This window comes from Lactococcus formosensis (genome assembly GCF_037892375.1).
Taxonomy (GTDB): Bacteria; Bacillota; Bacilli; order Lactobacillales; family Streptococcaceae; genus Lactococcus; species Lactococcus formosensis.
In genome coordinates, this window is sequence record NZ_CP141721.1 from 1,772,139 (window position 1) to 1,789,155 (window position 17,017).

Here is a 17,017-nt window from a genome sequence, read left to right on the forward strand (position 1 = left end):
TTACTCCTTATCGTACTCGTTTTAATATGTACCTTTATTATATACTATAATTTACAATAGAGAACTATAAGGAAGAAAAAAACTTGATAATGTCAGTATTATCAAGTTTTTTTCTTATTTTTATTCTTTATTCAAGTTATCAATAAAACTCCTCAGGCAAAAGCGTATCCGCTAATTTAATATTGTCTGAGTAATCGATAGGAACATCAATAACGATTGGTCCTGTGCTATCAGGGATTGATTCCAAGAGTTCTTTGAGTTCTTCTGCGCTGTGGACACGATAGCCTTTGGCACCCATAGCTTCAGCGTATTTCACGTAATCGACACTGCCGAAGTTTACACCTGCTGCACGGCCGTATTTTTTCTCTTCTTGGAATTTAACCATGTCATAGTGACCATCGTTCCAGATAATGTGGATCAATGGTAAGTTAAGGCGAACGGCAACTTCAAGTTCTTGACCGGTGAAGAGGAAACCTCCATCACCAGAGTGAGAATAAACTTTGTGTCCTGGGCGGAGCAAGCCGGCTGTAATTCCCCAAGGCAAAGCTACACCAAGTGTTTGCATACCATTTGAGAAGAGCAAGTGACGTGGTTCATAAGAACGGAAGTAACGTGCCATCCAGATATAGAGTGAGCCAACGTCAACAGTCACAGTTTCATCATCTTTAACGACTTCTTGGAAAGTACTTACCAAGTCGAGTGGGTGCAAACGTCCTTCTTCAGCTGCTTCAACATCAAATTCGTGTTGGTTAATCACATCACGCAGACCTTTAAGGTATTCAACTGAACCTTCTGGCAAATTGTAACCACGGACTGCTGGCAAAAGATTTTCCAATGTTTGAGCGATATCACCAATCAATTCACGTTCTGGTTGGTAATAGGTATCAATCTCAGCAATAGCGTTGTCAATAACAACGATACGGCTATCAATTTCAGCATTCCAGTTGCGTGCTTCATACTCGATTGGGTCATAACCAACAGCGATGACTAAGTCTGAACGTTTGAGCAACATATCTCCCGGTTGGTTACGGAAAAGACCGATACGACCGAAGAATGTATGTTCAAGGTCACGCGAAATCACACCTGCACCTTGGAAAGTTTCAACGACCGGAATAGAGACGTGTGAAAGTAAGTTACGCAAAGCTTTAGCTACTTTTTCATCTGAACCGCCAGCACCAACAAGGATAACAGGCAATACAGCATTTTTAATCGCTTGCGCCAAATAGTTAATGTCATCAATTGAGGCATTACCCATCTTAGGATCTGACAAAGGTTTGATGGCGTTCACTGAAACTTCTGAATCTGTCACGTCTTGTGGAATAGATAAGAAACTTGAACCTGCACGACCGCCTTTAGCGATACGATAAGCATTGGCTACTGTTTCCGAAATTGTTGATGGGTCCAAGATTTCTTGCGAATATTTTGAAGCTGGCGCCATCATTTGAGCATTATCCATAGATTGATGTGCACGTTTCAAACGGTCCGCGCGTTTTACTTGTCCACCAATAGCAAGGATCGCATCTCCTTCAGATGTTGCTGTCAAAAGTGGCGTTGCCAAGTTTGATACACCGGGTCCAGAAGTAACCAAAACAACACCAGGTTTACCGGTGATACGTCCCACAGCTTGGGCCATAAAAGCAGCACCTTGCTCATGGTGAGTAATGATTAATTCTGGCGCTTTTGGATCATGCTCCAAGCGGTCGAATACACGGTCAATTTTGGCACCAGGGATACCAAAAACATATTTTACATTATGGTTAATTAAACTATCTACAACTAAGTCTGAGCCGAATTTTTTATCAGTCATTTCTTCTCCATTTCAATTAAGATTCACAATCTTCACAATCAATTTTAGCAGAAAACATTTTAATTTACAAAAATCGAGCTTGAAGAATGTATATATAGTCTGCTTTCAGAAGATATCCGCACCTAAAACGCTTACATCTTCTCCTATGAAATATTACAGACTTCGTAATCTTACTTCAATAAAAAAACCATTGCTCGATTACTCGAACAACAGTCCTCTCATTTCTTCATCTTCTGGCACGAGTTCCAGATATTGTTTAATATAAGTTTGTGCCTTCTCATTTTGTCCGATTTGCAAAAGGAAATCAACATAATCCTTCAAGAAATCTGGATTATCAGTCAAGGCAGTCGACAAGAGCTCTGTATAGAGCGCTTCTGCTTGTGCATCATTTTCCAGCTCTTTATGGGCTTGGGCAAATAACCACTGCGCTAAGAGATGTTCTTCTTCTAACAAATCTTCCAAGCGAATCACAGCTTCAAAGTCTGACTCGTTGAAATAAAGGTTTGCCAGAAGGAATACTGTTTCGTCATGGAGCTCAGCAACATTTAGTGCATCCATCAAGTAACGTTCTGCAGCTGCTTGATCTTTCTGACTATAAGCCAGCTTCGAGAGAAAATGCAACAGTAAAGCCGAATTCGGATTTTTCAATAAACCATCTTGAGCCACACGGGCAGCTTCATCAAACTGACGGTCTGCTTCCAGTGTTTGGGCATAGGCTAATTCGTAATTTAGTAAATCTGTATTATAATCTTCTAGCTGTTTGAAATAACTAATCGCCCGTGCTTGATTGTCCAATTCGCTATAAAGCAAAGCAATCTTGTAAATCGTATCAGCAGTTTTATCAAACTCTAAAGACTTTTCTAAAAAGGAAATCGCATTTTCAAAATTCCCTAGATGTGCGTAGGATTTACCGATACGCTGATAAGTAGAGATTTTAGTTTGCTGTAGAATTTCACGTACAGAAAGCTTGGCGTAGTTTTGAATAGCTTCCTGATAGGCGCCCTGCTCGTAATAACTTTCCGCAAGTGCGAACGTAATCAGGGGAGAATCGGAAAGTTCACGTGCTTCTTCCAGCTTGCTAATGGCCGTCTCAAAGTCGCCTTCAAACTGGTACAAATCCGCAATTTGAATCAAAGCAGCAACATAGTTTTCGTCTCCAGCAGGAATTTGATAGAGATAGTTTAAAGCATCATCAATCTGTCCATCATCCTCTGCAATCTCTGCCAGATTAATCAAGTAGTCGGTACTTTCAGGATTGTCACCCAGAATCTTATCATAGACTTGATGGCTCTCATCGATAAAACCCATCATTTGTAAATATTCTGCCAAATCCGCAAGCATTTCTTCATTATCATGCTTGAGCGCATTGCTCAAAGCATTATGCATCCCAATCAAATCACCTTTATGTAGAAAATCAATGGTATCTTCTGAATAAGACATTAGCTCTCCTCTATTTTTTCAAATTCATTTGTATTTCCTAAATCAACAGGCTGATAAAGTTCTGAAATTTCACGGTACCAATCATAGATATGCGTGATAATTACTTTGGCTGCAGCATAGAACGGAATTCCCAGTAGAACGCCCCATAAGCCAAAAACTTTTCCGGCCGTTAAGAGCACAAAGAGAACCGTAATTGGGTGAATGCTCAACTGTTTACCTAAAACTAAAGGTGAAACAAAGCGTCCTTCCAGTGTTTGTTCAATGATATAGACAATCAAAACTTTAAGCAACATGATTGGTCCGCCCGTCACTAAACCGATGATCATAGCCGGAATGATAGCCAAGTAGAATCCAAGGAAGGGGATCAAGTTAAAGAGTCCGGATAAGATAGCTAGTGTAATCCCATAACGCAAACCAATGATTGGTAAACCAATCGCAAGCATCAAAGCAACTGCAATGGCCACAATAACTTGACCGCGTACATAGTTTGCAAGTTGTGAATTCATCTCAGTCAAGATTTTTGAAGTATCTTTACGCCAGTTTACTGGTAAAAGATGTGTAATATAGCCGTTCAGGTTTTTTCCGTCACGTAAAAGATAAAAGAGGACAAATGGGAAGATAACCAGTGAAATAAAGACACTTGCTGTACGCGTAATTACATCAGTGATTGAGCTAAAGGCAGCAGTTGAAAAGTTTTTCGACCAGTCCACGATATTATTCCCAAGGGAATCCATGAAATCATCCATTTGTGGGCGGAATTGCTCAAAGTGACGATTGGTCAAGAGTTTATTTACTTCTTCTTGTGCTTGTTCGACGTAGTTAGGCACGTGCTTAGAGAAGCTTGCCACACTATTTGAAATAGAAGGAATGGCGTAAGCCAAGCCCCAAACCAACAAACCAGCAATTAGAATAAAAAGTACAATAATACTGGCGATACGTGGCACACGTTTCTTTTCGAGATAATCAACAATCGGATTAAGCAGGTAATAAAACACGGCTGCTAAAACGACAGGCAATGAAACAATGGTCAGAAAATCTGCAATTGGTGCAAAGATAAAGTTGACTTTGCTGAGTAATAGAATATTAAGTAATAAAAGTAAGACAACTAAGAGTGCCGTCACGACTTTATTATTTACAAACCATTTGAAAAAAACAGAGGCTCTAAAATTTTGTTTTTCCATAGGATTTTCCCCTTCTAATGTGTAAAATACTGTTTAAATTATAACATAATCCCTGTAATATTGACATCCAAGGTTCTTTTTTACATAATTTTATTTATATAAAAAAGCTGTGTTCACAGCTTTTTTAGTTCATAATATTGAATTTGCAGAAAAATTTTACGTTTCACAATTTTCCAGCCCTCTTCTTGAAAGAGATTTACCAGCTCTTTAGGTTGATAGACTTTGACATCACCTTCAGTTGAAAAGCGGTTCAAACGCCAATTATAAAGTTTTGTCACTACAGGAATATGGATTTCCGCAATCACCAGTCTACCATCTTGTTTTAGCAAACGACTAGCTTCATCTAAAAACCGATCGGGATGAGGGAAGTGATGAAAACTGGCTGAACAAATGATAATATCGAAGTTATCCTTCGAAAATGGAACAGCTTCCGCGCTGCCTTGCTTAAACTCAAACTGCGGATGACGTTGGCTGGCAATCTTGATCATTTCAGAAGAAATGTCTAAACCTGCCCCAAAAATCTTTGTCTGCTTGCTAAGCATGGATAGCAGTGTCCCATTGGCACAGCCAATATCAAGGATACTAGCATCTTTGGGCACTTCTAAATGTTTGACAATAAACTTTTTGAAAAATGAAGCAAGGAATCCATCGAAGGAATGGTCAAAGCGTTGGGCGATATTGTCATAGAAATTTTCTGATTCTTTTTCGTAGTTGTGGATTTTTTGTGGCATTTTTGAGTCCTTTGTTTGATTAACCAAAATTTTTAAAATAGTTTTAATCAATGTTATTGTTCTCAGCAACCATCATCAGTTCATTATTTTCAATTATTTGATGATAATTTCCTGACTTAGAGGATTCAGTATTGACCCAACTTTCTGCTTGGTAAACTACAGTTTGTATTGCATCCTCCATACCTTCCGGTGGGTATTTATATTTCCTCAATAGACGCTTTACCATTCGCCGCATCCCTGCCCGGGCAGACTGTTTTTTTTCCCAATCTATCGTACGGCTTTTTCGTAATAAGTCTGTCAATTCATGTGTTAAGCTTACAAGTTCATCATTTTGATATAAATCTTTTATGACAGCGGGTTTTGTTAGAGCATCATAAAACCCGAGTTCTTCTGGAGTGAGTCCTAGCTCATTTGCTTCTGTAGATGCTTTGCTTATTTCTTGCGCCATTTTTAGAAGCTCTTGGATAACTTCTTCATTTGAGAGCATACCATTAAGATATGCTTTCATAGCACGAGACAGTGTTTCAGAAAATTTTTCTGACTTAACTAAGTTAGTTCGTTTATATAAAACAACTTGTTCATTAATTAATTTTTTCAAAAGTTCTACAGCAATATTTTTTTCCTTCATCCTAGAAATTTCATGAAGAAATTTTGGGTCAAATAAGGAAAAACCAGTCTCCACATCAGAAAAGAGATTGATCACACCCTCACTTTTAATGCTAGATTTCAATAGCTCATTGATTCGGCCATTTATTTCTTTCAAGGACAAAGGCTTGCTTGGTGTTGTAATACGAGTTAACATCGTACGCACGGCTTCGAAATATGCGGCTTCAAATCGCTCTTCTGCCGTAATTAGTGATCTACAGAGTTGTAGTGCATGGCGAAGTAAAAGCGCTTGCTTTATGAAACTCTCTCGACTTTCTTCTTTATCCACTCCAGCAAGAAAATTTGCACCACTGCTGATAAGTCTTGCACGTGACAAATCAGTAGCTTGCGCACTCATAAAATTGGAATAGTCAAAACCATAAAACATATTTTGACAAATTTCTAGCTTTTCAATAAATTTAGGGTAAGCTGTCTTAGCAATATCAGTATCTCCAAAATTACCTTTATCACGATTGGTGTAATCATTCATTGCTTTCTTTAATGCACCAGCAATGCCTACATAATCAACAACTAAACCACCTTCTTTATCTTTATATACACGATTAACACGTGCTATAGCCTGCATCAAATTATGACCACTCATTGGCTTGTAAACATACATTGTAGCTAAACTAGGAACATCAAAGCCAGTTAACCACATATCTACAACAATTGCTATCTTTAAAGGATCATTATTATCTTTAAATTTTCTAGCAAGTTCATCTCTGTGTCGCTTGTTACCTATAATATCATGCCATTCTTCTGGATCATTATTTCCTGAAGTCATAACAACTCCCACTTTTTCCTTCCAAAGAGGCCTTTTTTTGAGCATCGTTTCATAAATCTTCATAGCTATTGGTCGGGAATAAGCAACTACCATCGCTTTACCCGTGAGTTCTTGTTCCCGATTACCTTCATAATGGCTAATGATATCTTCAACCAAAGTATTAATTGTTGTATCTGCACCAAGGATTGAGTTTAGACGACCAAGTTCTTTTTTACTTTTATCAATAGCATATTCTTCTGCTTGTTGAGCCATAAGATCATACTCTGTATCAATAATTTTTAAAATGCTACTGTCTAATTTTAAGTGAATGACGCGACTCTCATAATAAACTGGACGAGTTGCTCCATCTTCCACAGATTGAGTCATATCATAAACATCAATATAATTTCCAAACACTTCTGTTGTTGATCTATCTTTACTTGAAATGGGTGTTCCTGTAAATCCAATATATGTAGCATGAGGCAATTGATCACGAATAATTCTTGCGGTTCCTATCGTTATCCGTCCTGTTTTGGTATTAACTTTTTCTTCAAGTCCATATTGTCCACGGTGTGCTTCATCAGCCATGACAACAATATTGCTTCGCTCACTTAAAGATTCGTCCCTTTCTTCAAACTTTTGCATTGTTGTGAAAATGATGCCATTCGCTTCACGACCTGCAAGAAGGGTCTTTAAATTTTCTCTGCTGTTTGCTTGGATGGGCCCTTGTCGTAAAAAGTCCGCACACTTTGCAAATTGGCTAAATAGCTGATCATCCAAATCATTACGATCGGTAATTACTACAATAGTGGGAGAATCTATAGCTTTCTGCAATAAATGTGCATAAAAAACCATTGACAAAGATTTCCCGCTACCTTGTGTATGCCAAAATACACCACCACGACCATCATTTTGTGATGCAGTAAATGTAGAGACTACTGCCTTTTTAACGGCAAAATATTGATGATAAGCTGCCATTATTTTATTATCACCTGAAAAACAAATGAAATTTTTAAGGATGTCTAAAAAACGCTTTTTATCAAAGATCCCTTCGATAAAAGTATCAAAAGTAGCATTCTCCGTGTTTTCATAACTGCCATCTATTGTCTTCCACTCCATAAAGCGGTCCTCACCAGCTGTAATTGTACCTGCTTTTGAGTCGGCTAAATCACTCATAACATTAAAGGCATTATAAGTAAAAAGACTGGGAATTTCTTTTTGGTAGATCTTTAATTGCCGGTAGCCATCTGAAGCATCAGTTTCTTCTCGACTCGGGCTCTTAAGTTCAAAGACAACTACAGGCAAGCCATTTAAAAAGACTAAAATATCTGGGCGTTTGTTTCTGTGTTCAATAATCGTCCACTGGTTAGCAACTATGAAGCTATTATTGTGAATGTTTTCGTAATCCGCCAGATAAACAAGAGAATTTTGCTGTTTACCTTGCTCAAAATAAGAAACAGGTATACCATTCTGAAGATAGTCCATAAAGACTTTATTTTTCTGCAAAAGGGATCCTACTTCAAAATGTTGCAGCTTATTTAAAGCTTCAATTATCGCTACCCTTGGTAAGGCTCGATTAATTCGCTCTAAAGAAGCTTGTAATTCTTCAAGAAATAATGGATCCTGATAATCACGCGCTACATCTGGCCCATAAATTTTATTGTAGCCTAACTGCTCGAATAACTGGAGTATGGCTTTTTCGTAGTTACTTTCAGTGTAGGACATAAGTTGGTCTCCTTTTGGTAAATTAATAATAATTCTTTTAACATCTAATATTTTTTATTTATTAATAAAAAATAAAACAAGCATTTTTAACTTATTATTTAGCAAATCAGTTTATTGTTCAAAGTTTACTTGATAAAAGTTGTGATAACAACATATTTCTGATTTGGGTCAGCCTATCATTTTCAAGAATATTATTATTTATTTGCGCAAATAATGGCAATGTAATCTTCGAAAAGTCTTTAAGTACCTTTTCTGTTGGTAAATTTATTTTAGCTTTCTTAAAAATATCTTTACGGTAAAAATCACGTGCACTACCACTCGACCAACCTCTAACATTATTATTTATTTCCTTAACATGATAATGAATAAAAGTTACTGGAATGTTAGGATTCATTGGCCTGAATCTCCACATGTTTTGGTTCTGCAATGCTGGTAGATTCAAATCAGTAATAAGGCTTATTTTTCCAACACTAGCTCCTACCATTACTATAACCGTATCAAAACGTCTAAATACAAATTTCTGATACATGGGGTCTGAGTAGAAATTTAGCGGTAAATTAATGAGATTATGATTATTTACAAAACCGTTGTCAAAGTTTGTAGTACGAATCATACGTACCCCTTCATCAATGTAGTCTTTACTTTTGAATGCAAAACCATTTTGAATAGTAGAAATTTCTTCAAAATCCACTTTTTTCCATTCAAACGGCATCTCTCCCCCAAAAGGTTCAAGGTCAATAAACCATGACTTGAAAATAGCTTGCGCCATTTCCTCTAAATTCTGATTTATTTTCTTATTTAATTTAATTTTTTTATCAATTGCGCTTAATTGACTAACAATTTCCATTTGAGTTTCTACCGGAGGAAGCTCAATTGTAAGCGGATATAAAACTGCAGTTGTTAAGCTTGGAACAGCACTCCCAACATTCAAACTTGCCAAATCATATGTTTTAAGTTTATAGTATAGATACTCTGGTAGTATTTGTGATTCATCAATTTCTGTATAGAAAAGAGTATCTACTGTCCAAAATGGTTTGTCTACAAAATACAAATTCCCCAAGGAACCCTTCCTTGGAATTAATACCGATTTCTTACAATATAATGGCCTATCAACATACCGCATAATTCCGCCCGTGCCATAGACAGGGATATTCCCTTCTGCAAGCTTTTTATGATCTTTACCATATTTAATTTGTATAACATCACTTAACTTCACTACATTCCAATTGTCTAACATTTAAACTCCCCCTTCCGTAACTGACTGATAATTGAAAACCGAGTATTCTTATGTACAATATTAAAGTTTAAATCCAATATTTTTTATAATCTCCCTGAGTTCACCCTCCAACTCATGTGAGCGCGCAAACATTTCTGACAATTCACTCGTCAATCGTTTCATCTTCTCTTCAAAAGGCTCCCCGTCATCTTCTTGTTCCTCAATACCTACATAGCGCCCAGGTGTGAGGATATAATCTTGTTTCGCAATATCTGCTGTTTCAACAACGGCACAAAAACCTTTTTCATCTTCTAATATTCCCTCTTGGAAAGCTTCGAAAGTATCTGCAATTCGTTTAATATCTTCATCGCTAAAATCTCGGTGTTTACGATCAGCCAATGTCCCCATCTTACGTGCATCAATAAATACCGTTTTACCTTTTTGCTGTTTATTGCGACTAATGAACCATAAGCAGGCAGGAATGCTGACACTGTAAAAGAGATTTGCTGGTAAGGCAACAATTCCTTCAATCAAATCATCTTCAATAATGGCTTTACGAATAGCTCCCTCACCGCTTTGAGTTGTTGATAATGAACCATTTGCCAGTACCAAACCAATCTTGCCGTTTGGTGCTAAATGTGAAATCATATGTTGAATCCAAGCATAGTTGGCATTACCGTTTGGCGGTGTGCCATATTTCCAACGTGGATCATCCTGTAGCTTATCTGCTCCCCAATCTGAAATATTAAATGGAGGATTAGCCATGATGTAATCTGCCTTGAGTGTTGGATGTACATCTTCAAAGAAAGTATTGGCTTGATGAGGTCCGAAATTTGCTTCAAGACCCCGGATTGCCATATTCATAATGGCCATTTTCCAAGTATCTGCGTTAGATTCTTGACCATAAATTGAGAGATCGTTGATATTTCCACTATGATTTTGAATGAATTTCGCTGACTGAACAAACATACCACCAGAACCACAAGCAGGGTCATAAACTCGGCCCTTGTATGGTTTTAAGATCTCAACGATAGTTTTAACAATCGAAGTTGGTGTGTAGAATTCTCCGCCCTTCTTACCTTCAGACTCCGCAAACTGTTCAATAAAATATTCGTAAGTCCGACCAAGTAAATCTTTTTCTTGGTTTTCATCATGCATATTGATATTAGTAAAGATATCAACAACCTCACCCAACACGCGCTTGTCTAAATCTGGGCTTGCATAAATTATTGGTAAAACATTTTTTAATTTTTTGTTTTCTTTTTCAATCGCACGCATGGCATCATCAAGAACAATACCGATTTCTGTTTTATGAGCATTTTCGGCTACCTTTTCCCAACGTGCGATTTTTGGTACGAAAAAGACGTTTTTCTCGATATAAGCATCTCTATCTTCTTCATCACCTTCATAATAATCTGCTTCATTTAAAATTTCTTGATAGCGGTACTCAAAGGCATCTGATACATATTTCAAAAAAATTAATCCAATAGCAACTTTACGATAATCAGACGCAGAAATATGCCCACGTAATTTATCTGCTGATGCCCACAACTCTTTTTCAAATCCCAAGTTTGCATTAGTCTTTGCCATTATTTCTTTTCTCCATTTTCAATACTTATAATATCCCCAAAATCTACTTCAAGGCATTCTGCAATTTTTATTAATGATTCCATTGAGACAGGTTCATCTTTGCCAAGCTTTGCGATGACATTCGCGCTAATTCCTGATAACTCCCTTAGCTGGGTTTTATTCAACTTCCTGTCAATTAAGAGCTTCCATAGCTTATTATACGATATCGGCATATGCGGACCTCCATTTTCCACTTCTTATTATACCACCTTTTGTAGATAAAAGCTCACGAATAAAGGAACAAAAATCACGTAAAGTCAATTTTTAATTATATAGTTTACTGTTTAAAAATAAAAATACCTAACCTATCAGCTAGATATTTATATCGTCATACAATCTCGGTTGGACTCTAGAAATACTCTTCTACAAGACTAAGTAAATCCTTTTTAATACCATTAAAATCCTGATTTAAATCAAGGTTTACAACACTTATTTTATTTCCCTTAATTTCATAATAGTGTTGCGGTTGGTGCTGCCCTGTTGTTCTAGCATAAAGCAGCATTCCGGCTACTTCTTCATCATCTTTGGCATTCCAGTTATTTACATAAGTAAAGATTTGATAAAGATTATTTGACTTTTGTTTAGCCTTACCACCTTCAAATCTTATACTCATATTTTCGGAATAGAATTTTGTATCTATGATTAATGTTTTATTTACTTGGCTAAGTACAATATCTGTTTGCATTATCGGCAAAGCTGCTATAAAATCATTTTCAACTTTCCATTCAATTTGTGGATGCCAAACTTTGTAGCTCGTTTCACGTTTATAAAACGCAAAAATAAATTTTTCATACAGAGACGACAGGCGCTGCTCTTCTTGTATTTGATTCATCAGATGATCAGAGGAATTTTCATCAAGTAGAAGCTCTTCATATAAGTAGCGACAAACATCAATAATAAATTGATAACGAATATTCTGCCTGTTATATTGTATTTTTTTCCATAAATTAAGATTTAGCTGAACATCAGAAACTTCCGCAAAATAGGGCAGTAAACCGTAAAGAGATTGCCTTACTTCCTTTTTAATTTTATTTGAATGTGATAAATATACTAAAGTAGCTTTAATGATTTGATTAAGTAAAATATCTTCAGAAAACTCATCATATACTACGACAAGTTTTTTATTGACAAGTGTGTTTTGCTTTATTGAAGAGTTAATATCAATTTTTCCTCGAACAACTGTTGAACGTTCTGAAATACGGATATAATCCTTAATTAGTCCACCTCGAATCAATACAGGTATTCCTACCTTCAAAATTTCAGCATATAATTCTTTCACATTATGGAATTCTTCAACGCTTATTTTTTGATATTCAGATAGGCGTAAAGTCTGATAAGCATAAGAAAGCATATAGTAGATGTTACGTATAGGAATTTGAGAATTAGTCTCCATAGGCACCTCTTAATTTGTTGGCCCATTCTTCTGCCTTTTCTTCATCATCAAACCAATATTCATAGAGTTGTGGAATAATTTCAAACTCGACAACTTCTTTTAGTCGGTCATCTGGATTAAATTCGAAGGTACCTCCCACAAAGTAACTGTGGCCAATTTGAAAGCCTGTGCCTAGTTCTTCAGAAATCATATTATTCATATGTTTAACAACTTCAATTACTTTTACCACTTTTTCAGGATTTCCTAATTTCTCCAGATAGGCAAGAAATGTATTATTATCAAAAGCAGGACTAATTTCAAAAAATGAGAAGCGGCGACGTAAAGCATAGTCTAGCAAAGCTAAACTTCTATCAGCAGTATTCATCATTCCAATAATATATAAGTTAGAAGGTACTGAGAATTTTTCGTTAGAATACAATAAATTTATAGATTTACCACGTTTATCTGCTTCAATCAGCATCAATAATTCACCGAAAATTTTACTCATATTTCCACGATTAATTTCATCAATGATGAAAAAATACTCACGATCTGGGTCTCGTTCTGCCTTCCGAGAAAATTTAACAAAAGGACCTTGTTTGAGCTCGAAGCCTTCTCCTTCTGCCTTAGGACGATAACCTTCAATTAAGTCCTCATAACTATAGCTTTGGTGAAACTGGATCATTTGTATTCTAGAATCATCTTTTTCTTCCATCATAAGATAAGCTAATCGATCAGCAATAAATGTTTTCCCAACACCCGGTGCTCCCTTTAGAATTAAATTCTTCTTATTCTGAAGTACAGATTGTAAACGCTCAGACTGTTTTTGATCAATAAATACTTCTTCGAGAAAATTTTCTAACAAATAAGGCTCATTTTCTTCAACTGTAGGACGTGATTCTACATAACGAATGTAGTAATCAAGCGAACTTCCAGCTACCCCTTTATATCTATCGTAATTTTCATTTGCTAAAACTTCTTCCTTAAGATCTTTAAGTATCTCCGTATCTGTTTCACCAAATACTGTTACATGAAAAACATTTTGAATATCGATTAATGCTGATGTTTTTTGGTTGACAGTCTTATCACTTAAAAAATCACCATTCTGCTGAACTTGCTGAGAAAGCCAAGTTTTAAATTCATTAATTAGTAGCGAATCCCGTTCAATCTTTTCACCATTAATTAGCTGATCCATATAAACAATAAGGTCAGGATACTTATTAATATTCGTCAAGGTCTTTAATGCAACCTGGTCTTTCAAATCCCAATTGCCTTTGCTTCCCCATTTTACTTTATGACGATGTTTACATTCCGAAGCCTTATGCTCAAAATAGTATTCTCCTGTAACTATCCCACTACCAATAATCTTACGAACTCCAGACTTAACATAGATAATATCCCCAGGCTTAATTTCTTGATAAAAATCCCAAACTGCCTTAGAATCATTTGTCGGACGCTTCCCATCATTACGATCTGCTGCAATTACTTTTTCAATTTCTGTTCGGCTCTGATATTGCTGTAAATCCCCAAGAAAATCCCAGGCTAAGCCCATCACTCCCTCGTGATAAAACTCATCCCAAAGTCTAGCATCTTCACCTGGAGCGTATAACCAATAATTGATACTATCATCAATTTCTCCATTATAGCTAAACATTTTCTTTTCTTTTTTAGGATAATTTAGCGATGGATTCTCAGCATAATAAAGAAATTTCAAGTAAGCTCTTAATAAAACTCCAAGATTAACAATTCCCCCATAATTATCAGGTCTACTGCGATTGCCTTCTTCATAAGTCATTCGTGCATACTTTTTCTTCCATAATAATTTTTCTTGCGCATAAGAATCTGGATATCTTATTTGTTTGCCATTTAAGATTTTAGAAATATCCTCATCATTCTGACCAATTAGCTGCTTATATACTTCTTTAAATTCTTCAAATGAACGATAATAAAAAAAGTTTTCATAAAAGCTATGTCCTTTATTAAGTTCAAACTGCTTAAGCAAAACTCCTAAACGCTCAAGATAGGGAGAATACCAGATTCCTGTTTTTTCACCTAAATTTTCTGTAGCCCAAGCCGAAAATTGATATTTTTGTTCGTCTGCTGAATTGCTCAATTTATCTACCTCATTCAAATATATATAAATCTATTTTATCATAGCTTAGAGTTGTAGATGGTTCAAAACAATATTTTTAATAATTATAGCTAGCACAAAACTAAAAAAGCAATTGTGTATATTTACAATTGATTTTTTGTGTTTATTATTTCCTCCTCAGCAATCCCACACACTCCACATGCTTCGTCTGTGGGAAAAGATCAACAGGTTGTACTTTTTCCAAAAGATAGCCTTCTTCTTCAAAGCGGACGACATCACGCGCAAAAGTTGCTGGATTGCATGAGATATAGACCACGGCACGTGCTTGGGTTGCTGTGGCTGCTTTGATAAAGCTTTCGTCTAGTCCCTTGCGTGGTGGGTCGACAAAGATAACGTCAGGTTGGATACCGTCTTGCAGCCATTGTGGCATCACTTCTTCTGCTGGTCCTACTTCGTAGTGCGCATTTGTGATGCCATTCAGTGCTGCATTTGTCTTAGCGTTTTCTACTGCTTCTGGTATGATTTCCATACCGTAAACTTGTGCGACCTTATCTGCCATTCCAAGACCGATTGTACCGATACCAGAATAAGCATCTATCACGACATCATCGGCTTTCAAATCTGCAAAATCATAAGCTAATTGATAAAGCTTTTCTGCCTGTGCTGTGTTGACTTGATAGAAAGCACGTGCAGAGATTTGGAAATCTTTACCTAACATGCTGTCCGTAATATAATCTTTTCCTGAGAGCAGTTTGAACTTAGAGCCAAAGATTGCATTTCCTGTTGAGGTATTAATACTGAGCTGAAAAGAGTCCACTTTATTGCTGTATTCAGCGACAAGTTCTGAAAGACCTGCGAATTTTTCTTTAGTCACAACCAAAATCAGCATCATTTGACCGCTATGATGACCGCGACGAATCACGATATTACGTACAATACCTCGCTTCCTTTGCTCATCATAAGGTGGGATGTTGAGTTTGATTAAACTCTCACGTACCTGATTGACCAACTCATCAATTTCAGTATTTTGAATATAAAAATCACGGATTGGGACTAAATCGTGTGAGTTTTTTCGGAAAAAGCCTGTTTCTGTTTTACCATTGATGCTACGTACAGGCACCTGTGCTTTATTACGATATTGGCTTTCTTGCTCTGCACCTAAAGTGTCAAGAACCGGAAAGTCTGGTTTATGTGCATTTTTACGAAGTACATCAACAACTTGTTTATGTTTAAAGTGAAGCTGGGCTGGGTAAGTCATGTGCCCAAAGTCAGCAATTCCTGTACGGAGATAGGTCATATTGACATCTTGCACACGATCTGGTGATTGGCTGAGCCATTCTTCAACCTTACCAAAGCCGAAGTTCTTTCCAACTTTTAGGACTTTCATTTTAATCTCTTCACCGGGTAGGGCATTTTCAACAAAAAAAGGGAAGTTATCTGCTTTGATAACTCCTTGCCCTTCATGTGTTAAGTCAAGGACTGTTCCTTGAATCACTTCATTTTTCTGGAATTTTTTCATGCTTTTATGATAGCATACCCTCTTGATAAAGTCCAATGTCTTTCATCCTCTACTGTCCAAAATCAATTTCTCCAAAAAAGCAGCAATTATTTCACTCTCTGCAGGTAGATGCTCCTGGCTTACCTGAAGAACTTCTGGATTATCTCCAACAGAAATTGCAATCTTAGCATGTGCGAGTAATTTTACATCATTTTTATCATTGCCAAAGCCGATATAGTTAGTTTGTCCCATGACTTCCGATAACACCTGATATTTATTGATGTTTTTAGCCGTAATCACGAGTTCCTGTACATCGGAATGGTATAAAACAGCCAGTTCTTCGTCTGTATCGAATTCCTGATAGAATCTTGGTGTAACACCAAATATGATGATTTTGATAACATCTTCATAACTCAAGTCCACGTTTTGAGCTTTGTGGGCGGTATCCAATTTATTAAGTATATTTGTTTGAGCAGAAACTTTTGCACTGTAATTCCAATCATAATCTATGACATATTCTAGCTTTCGCAACTCTATAAAAGTGACGATTTTTTCTACACTATTGGGTGTGATAGTTTGTGTGGGAAAAATGCGCTGTTTCATGCGGACAATACTACCATTTCCGCCAATCAAATCGTTGTCTGGAAAATCTTCTAAAAGCGGAAGCATATCGCGCACAGGACGGGCTGAGGCAAAGATTATTTTGACCCTTTCATCCAGTTGATGTAATTTTTCCAGTATATTTGCTTCAATTTCGTAACCATTAAAAACAATTGTCCCATCCAAATCAAACACCAGTGCATCATACTTTTCTTTCTTAAAGTTCATTTTCTACTCCATAATTATTTCTTCAACTTATTTTAACAGACATGAGCTTTATTTAGAGCTATGCGAAACCCGATGCAGCTTTTTTTG

Annotated in this window: 12 protein-coding genes; all 12 read right to left on the reverse strand. The window is 36.5% G+C overall.

Annotated features, from left to right (window positions below; translation table 11 throughout):
- Positions 1–139 precede the first annotated feature (139 nt).
- Complete coding sequence (gene alsS / locus VNN39_RS08590) at positions 140–1,807, reverse strand: acetolactate synthase AlsS (RefSeq protein ID WP_339007047.1); 1,668 nt, start codon at positions 1,805–1,807, stop codon at positions 140–142.
- Between the two features lie 198 nt (positions 1,808–2,005).
- The gene (locus tag VNN39_RS08595) at positions 2,006–3,247 is read right to left on the reverse strand and encodes a tetratricopeptide repeat protein (protein ID WP_338997444.1); all 1,242 of its coding nucleotides are present in this window, start codon (positions 3,245–3,247) and stop codon (positions 2,006–2,008) included.
- On the reverse strand, positions 3,247–4,428 hold the full coding sequence (locus VNN39_RS08600) for an AI-2E family transporter (protein WP_270265166.1): 1,182 nt from the start codon (positions 4,426–4,428) through the stop codon (positions 3,247–3,249). Before VNN39_RS08600 ends, VNN39_RS08595 begins: the two co-directional genes overlap by 1 nt.
- A gap of 113 nt (positions 4,429–4,541) precedes the next feature.
- Positions 4,542–5,159: a class I SAM-dependent methyltransferase gene (locus VNN39_RS08605; RefSeq protein ID WP_338997447.1), complete on the reverse strand. Its 618-nt coding sequence runs from the start codon at positions 5,157–5,159 to the stop codon at positions 4,542–4,544.
- A gap of 43 nt (positions 5,160–5,202) precedes the next feature.
- On the reverse strand, positions 5,203–8,295 hold the full coding sequence (locus tag VNN39_RS08610; RefSeq protein ID WP_339007048.1) for a type I restriction endonuclease subunit R: 3,093 nt from the start codon (positions 8,293–8,295) through the stop codon (positions 5,203–5,205).
- Between the two features lie 118 nt (positions 8,296–8,413).
- On the reverse strand, positions 8,414–9,532 hold the full coding sequence (locus VNN39_RS08615) for a restriction endonuclease subunit S (RefSeq protein WP_338997450.1): 1,119 nt from the start codon (positions 9,530–9,532) through the stop codon (positions 8,414–8,416).
- Between the two features lie 60 nt (positions 9,533–9,592).
- Positions 9,593–11,101 carry a class I SAM-dependent DNA methyltransferase gene (locus tag VNN39_RS08620; protein WP_339007050.1) on the reverse strand — a complete coding sequence of 503 codons (1,509 nt, stop codon included), beginning with the start codon at positions 11,099–11,101 and terminating at the stop codon, positions 9,593–9,595.
- Positions 11,101–11,313 carry a helix-turn-helix transcriptional regulator gene (locus tag VNN39_RS08625; protein WP_338998117.1) on the reverse strand — a complete coding sequence of 71 codons (213 nt, stop codon included), beginning with the start codon at positions 11,311–11,313 and terminating at the stop codon, positions 11,101–11,103. The genes VNN39_RS08620 and VNN39_RS08625 overlap by 1 nt, the downstream gene beginning before the upstream one ends.
- Positions 11,314–11,489: 176 nt before the next feature.
- Positions 11,490–12,533, reverse strand: coding sequence for a 5-methylcytosine restriction system specificity protein McrC (locus tag VNN39_RS08630; RefSeq protein ID WP_338997453.1), 1,044 nt, complete (start codon positions 12,531–12,533; stop codon positions 11,490–11,492).
- Positions 12,523–14,625: an AAA family ATPase gene (locus tag VNN39_RS08635; RefSeq protein WP_338997455.1), complete on the reverse strand. Its 2,103-nt coding sequence runs from the start codon at positions 14,623–14,625 to the stop codon at positions 12,523–12,525. Before VNN39_RS08635 ends, VNN39_RS08630 begins: the two co-directional genes overlap by 11 nt.
- Before the next feature lie 145 nt (positions 14,626–14,770).
- Positions 14,771–16,159: a 23S rRNA (uracil(1939)-C(5))-methyltransferase RlmD gene (rlmD, locus tag VNN39_RS08640; protein ID WP_338997457.1), complete on the reverse strand. Its 1,389-nt coding sequence runs from the start codon at positions 16,157–16,159 to the stop codon at positions 14,771–14,773.
- Positions 16,160–16,165: 6 nt separating this feature from the next.
- Positions 16,166–16,930 carry an HAD family hydrolase gene (locus VNN39_RS08645; RefSeq protein ID WP_338997459.1) on the reverse strand — a complete coding sequence of 255 codons (765 nt, stop codon included), beginning with the start codon at positions 16,928–16,930 and terminating at the stop codon, positions 16,166–16,168.
- Positions 16,931–17,017 lie beyond the last annotated feature (87 nt).

Excerpts from the sequence above, each read along its gene's own strand:
- VNN39_RS08605 (WP_338997447.1), bottom strand. The coding sequence starts at position 5,159 with ATGCCACAAAAAATCCACAACTACGAAAAAGAATCAGAAAATTTCTAT.
- VNN39_RS08610 (WP_339007048.1), bottom strand. The coding sequence starts at position 8,295 with ATGTCCTACACTGAAAGTAACTACGAAAAAGCCATACTCCAGTTATTC.
- VNN39_RS08645 (WP_338997459.1), bottom strand. The coding sequence starts at position 16,930 with ATGAACTTTAAGAAAGAAAAGTATGATGCACTGGTGTTTGATTTGGAT.
- VNN39_RS08600 (WP_270265166.1), bottom strand. The coding sequence starts at position 4,428 with ATGGAAAAACAAAATTTTAGAGCCTCTGTTTTTTTCAAATGGTTTGTA.
- VNN39_RS08620 (WP_339007050.1), bottom strand. The coding sequence starts at position 11,101 with ATGGCAAAGACTAATGCAAACTTGGGATTTGAAAAAGAGTTGTGGGCA.
- VNN39_RS08630 (WP_338997453.1), bottom strand. The coding sequence starts at position 12,533 with ATGGAGACTAATTCTCAAATTCCTATACGTAACATCTACTATATGCTT.
- alsS (WP_339007047.1), bottom strand. The coding sequence starts at position 1,807 with ATGACTGATAAAAAATTCGGCTCAGACTTAGTTGTAGATAGTTTAATT.
- VNN39_RS08615 (WP_338997450.1), bottom strand. The coding sequence starts at position 9,532 with ATGTTAGACAATTGGAATGTAGTGAAGTTAAGTGATGTTATACAAATT.
- VNN39_RS08595 (WP_338997444.1), bottom strand. The coding sequence starts at position 3,247 with ATGTCTTATTCAGAAGATACCATTGATTTTCTACATAAAGGTGATTTG.
- VNN39_RS08625 (WP_338998117.1), bottom strand. The coding sequence starts at position 11,313 with ATGCCGATATCGTATAATAAGCTATGGAAGCTCTTAATTGACAGGAAG.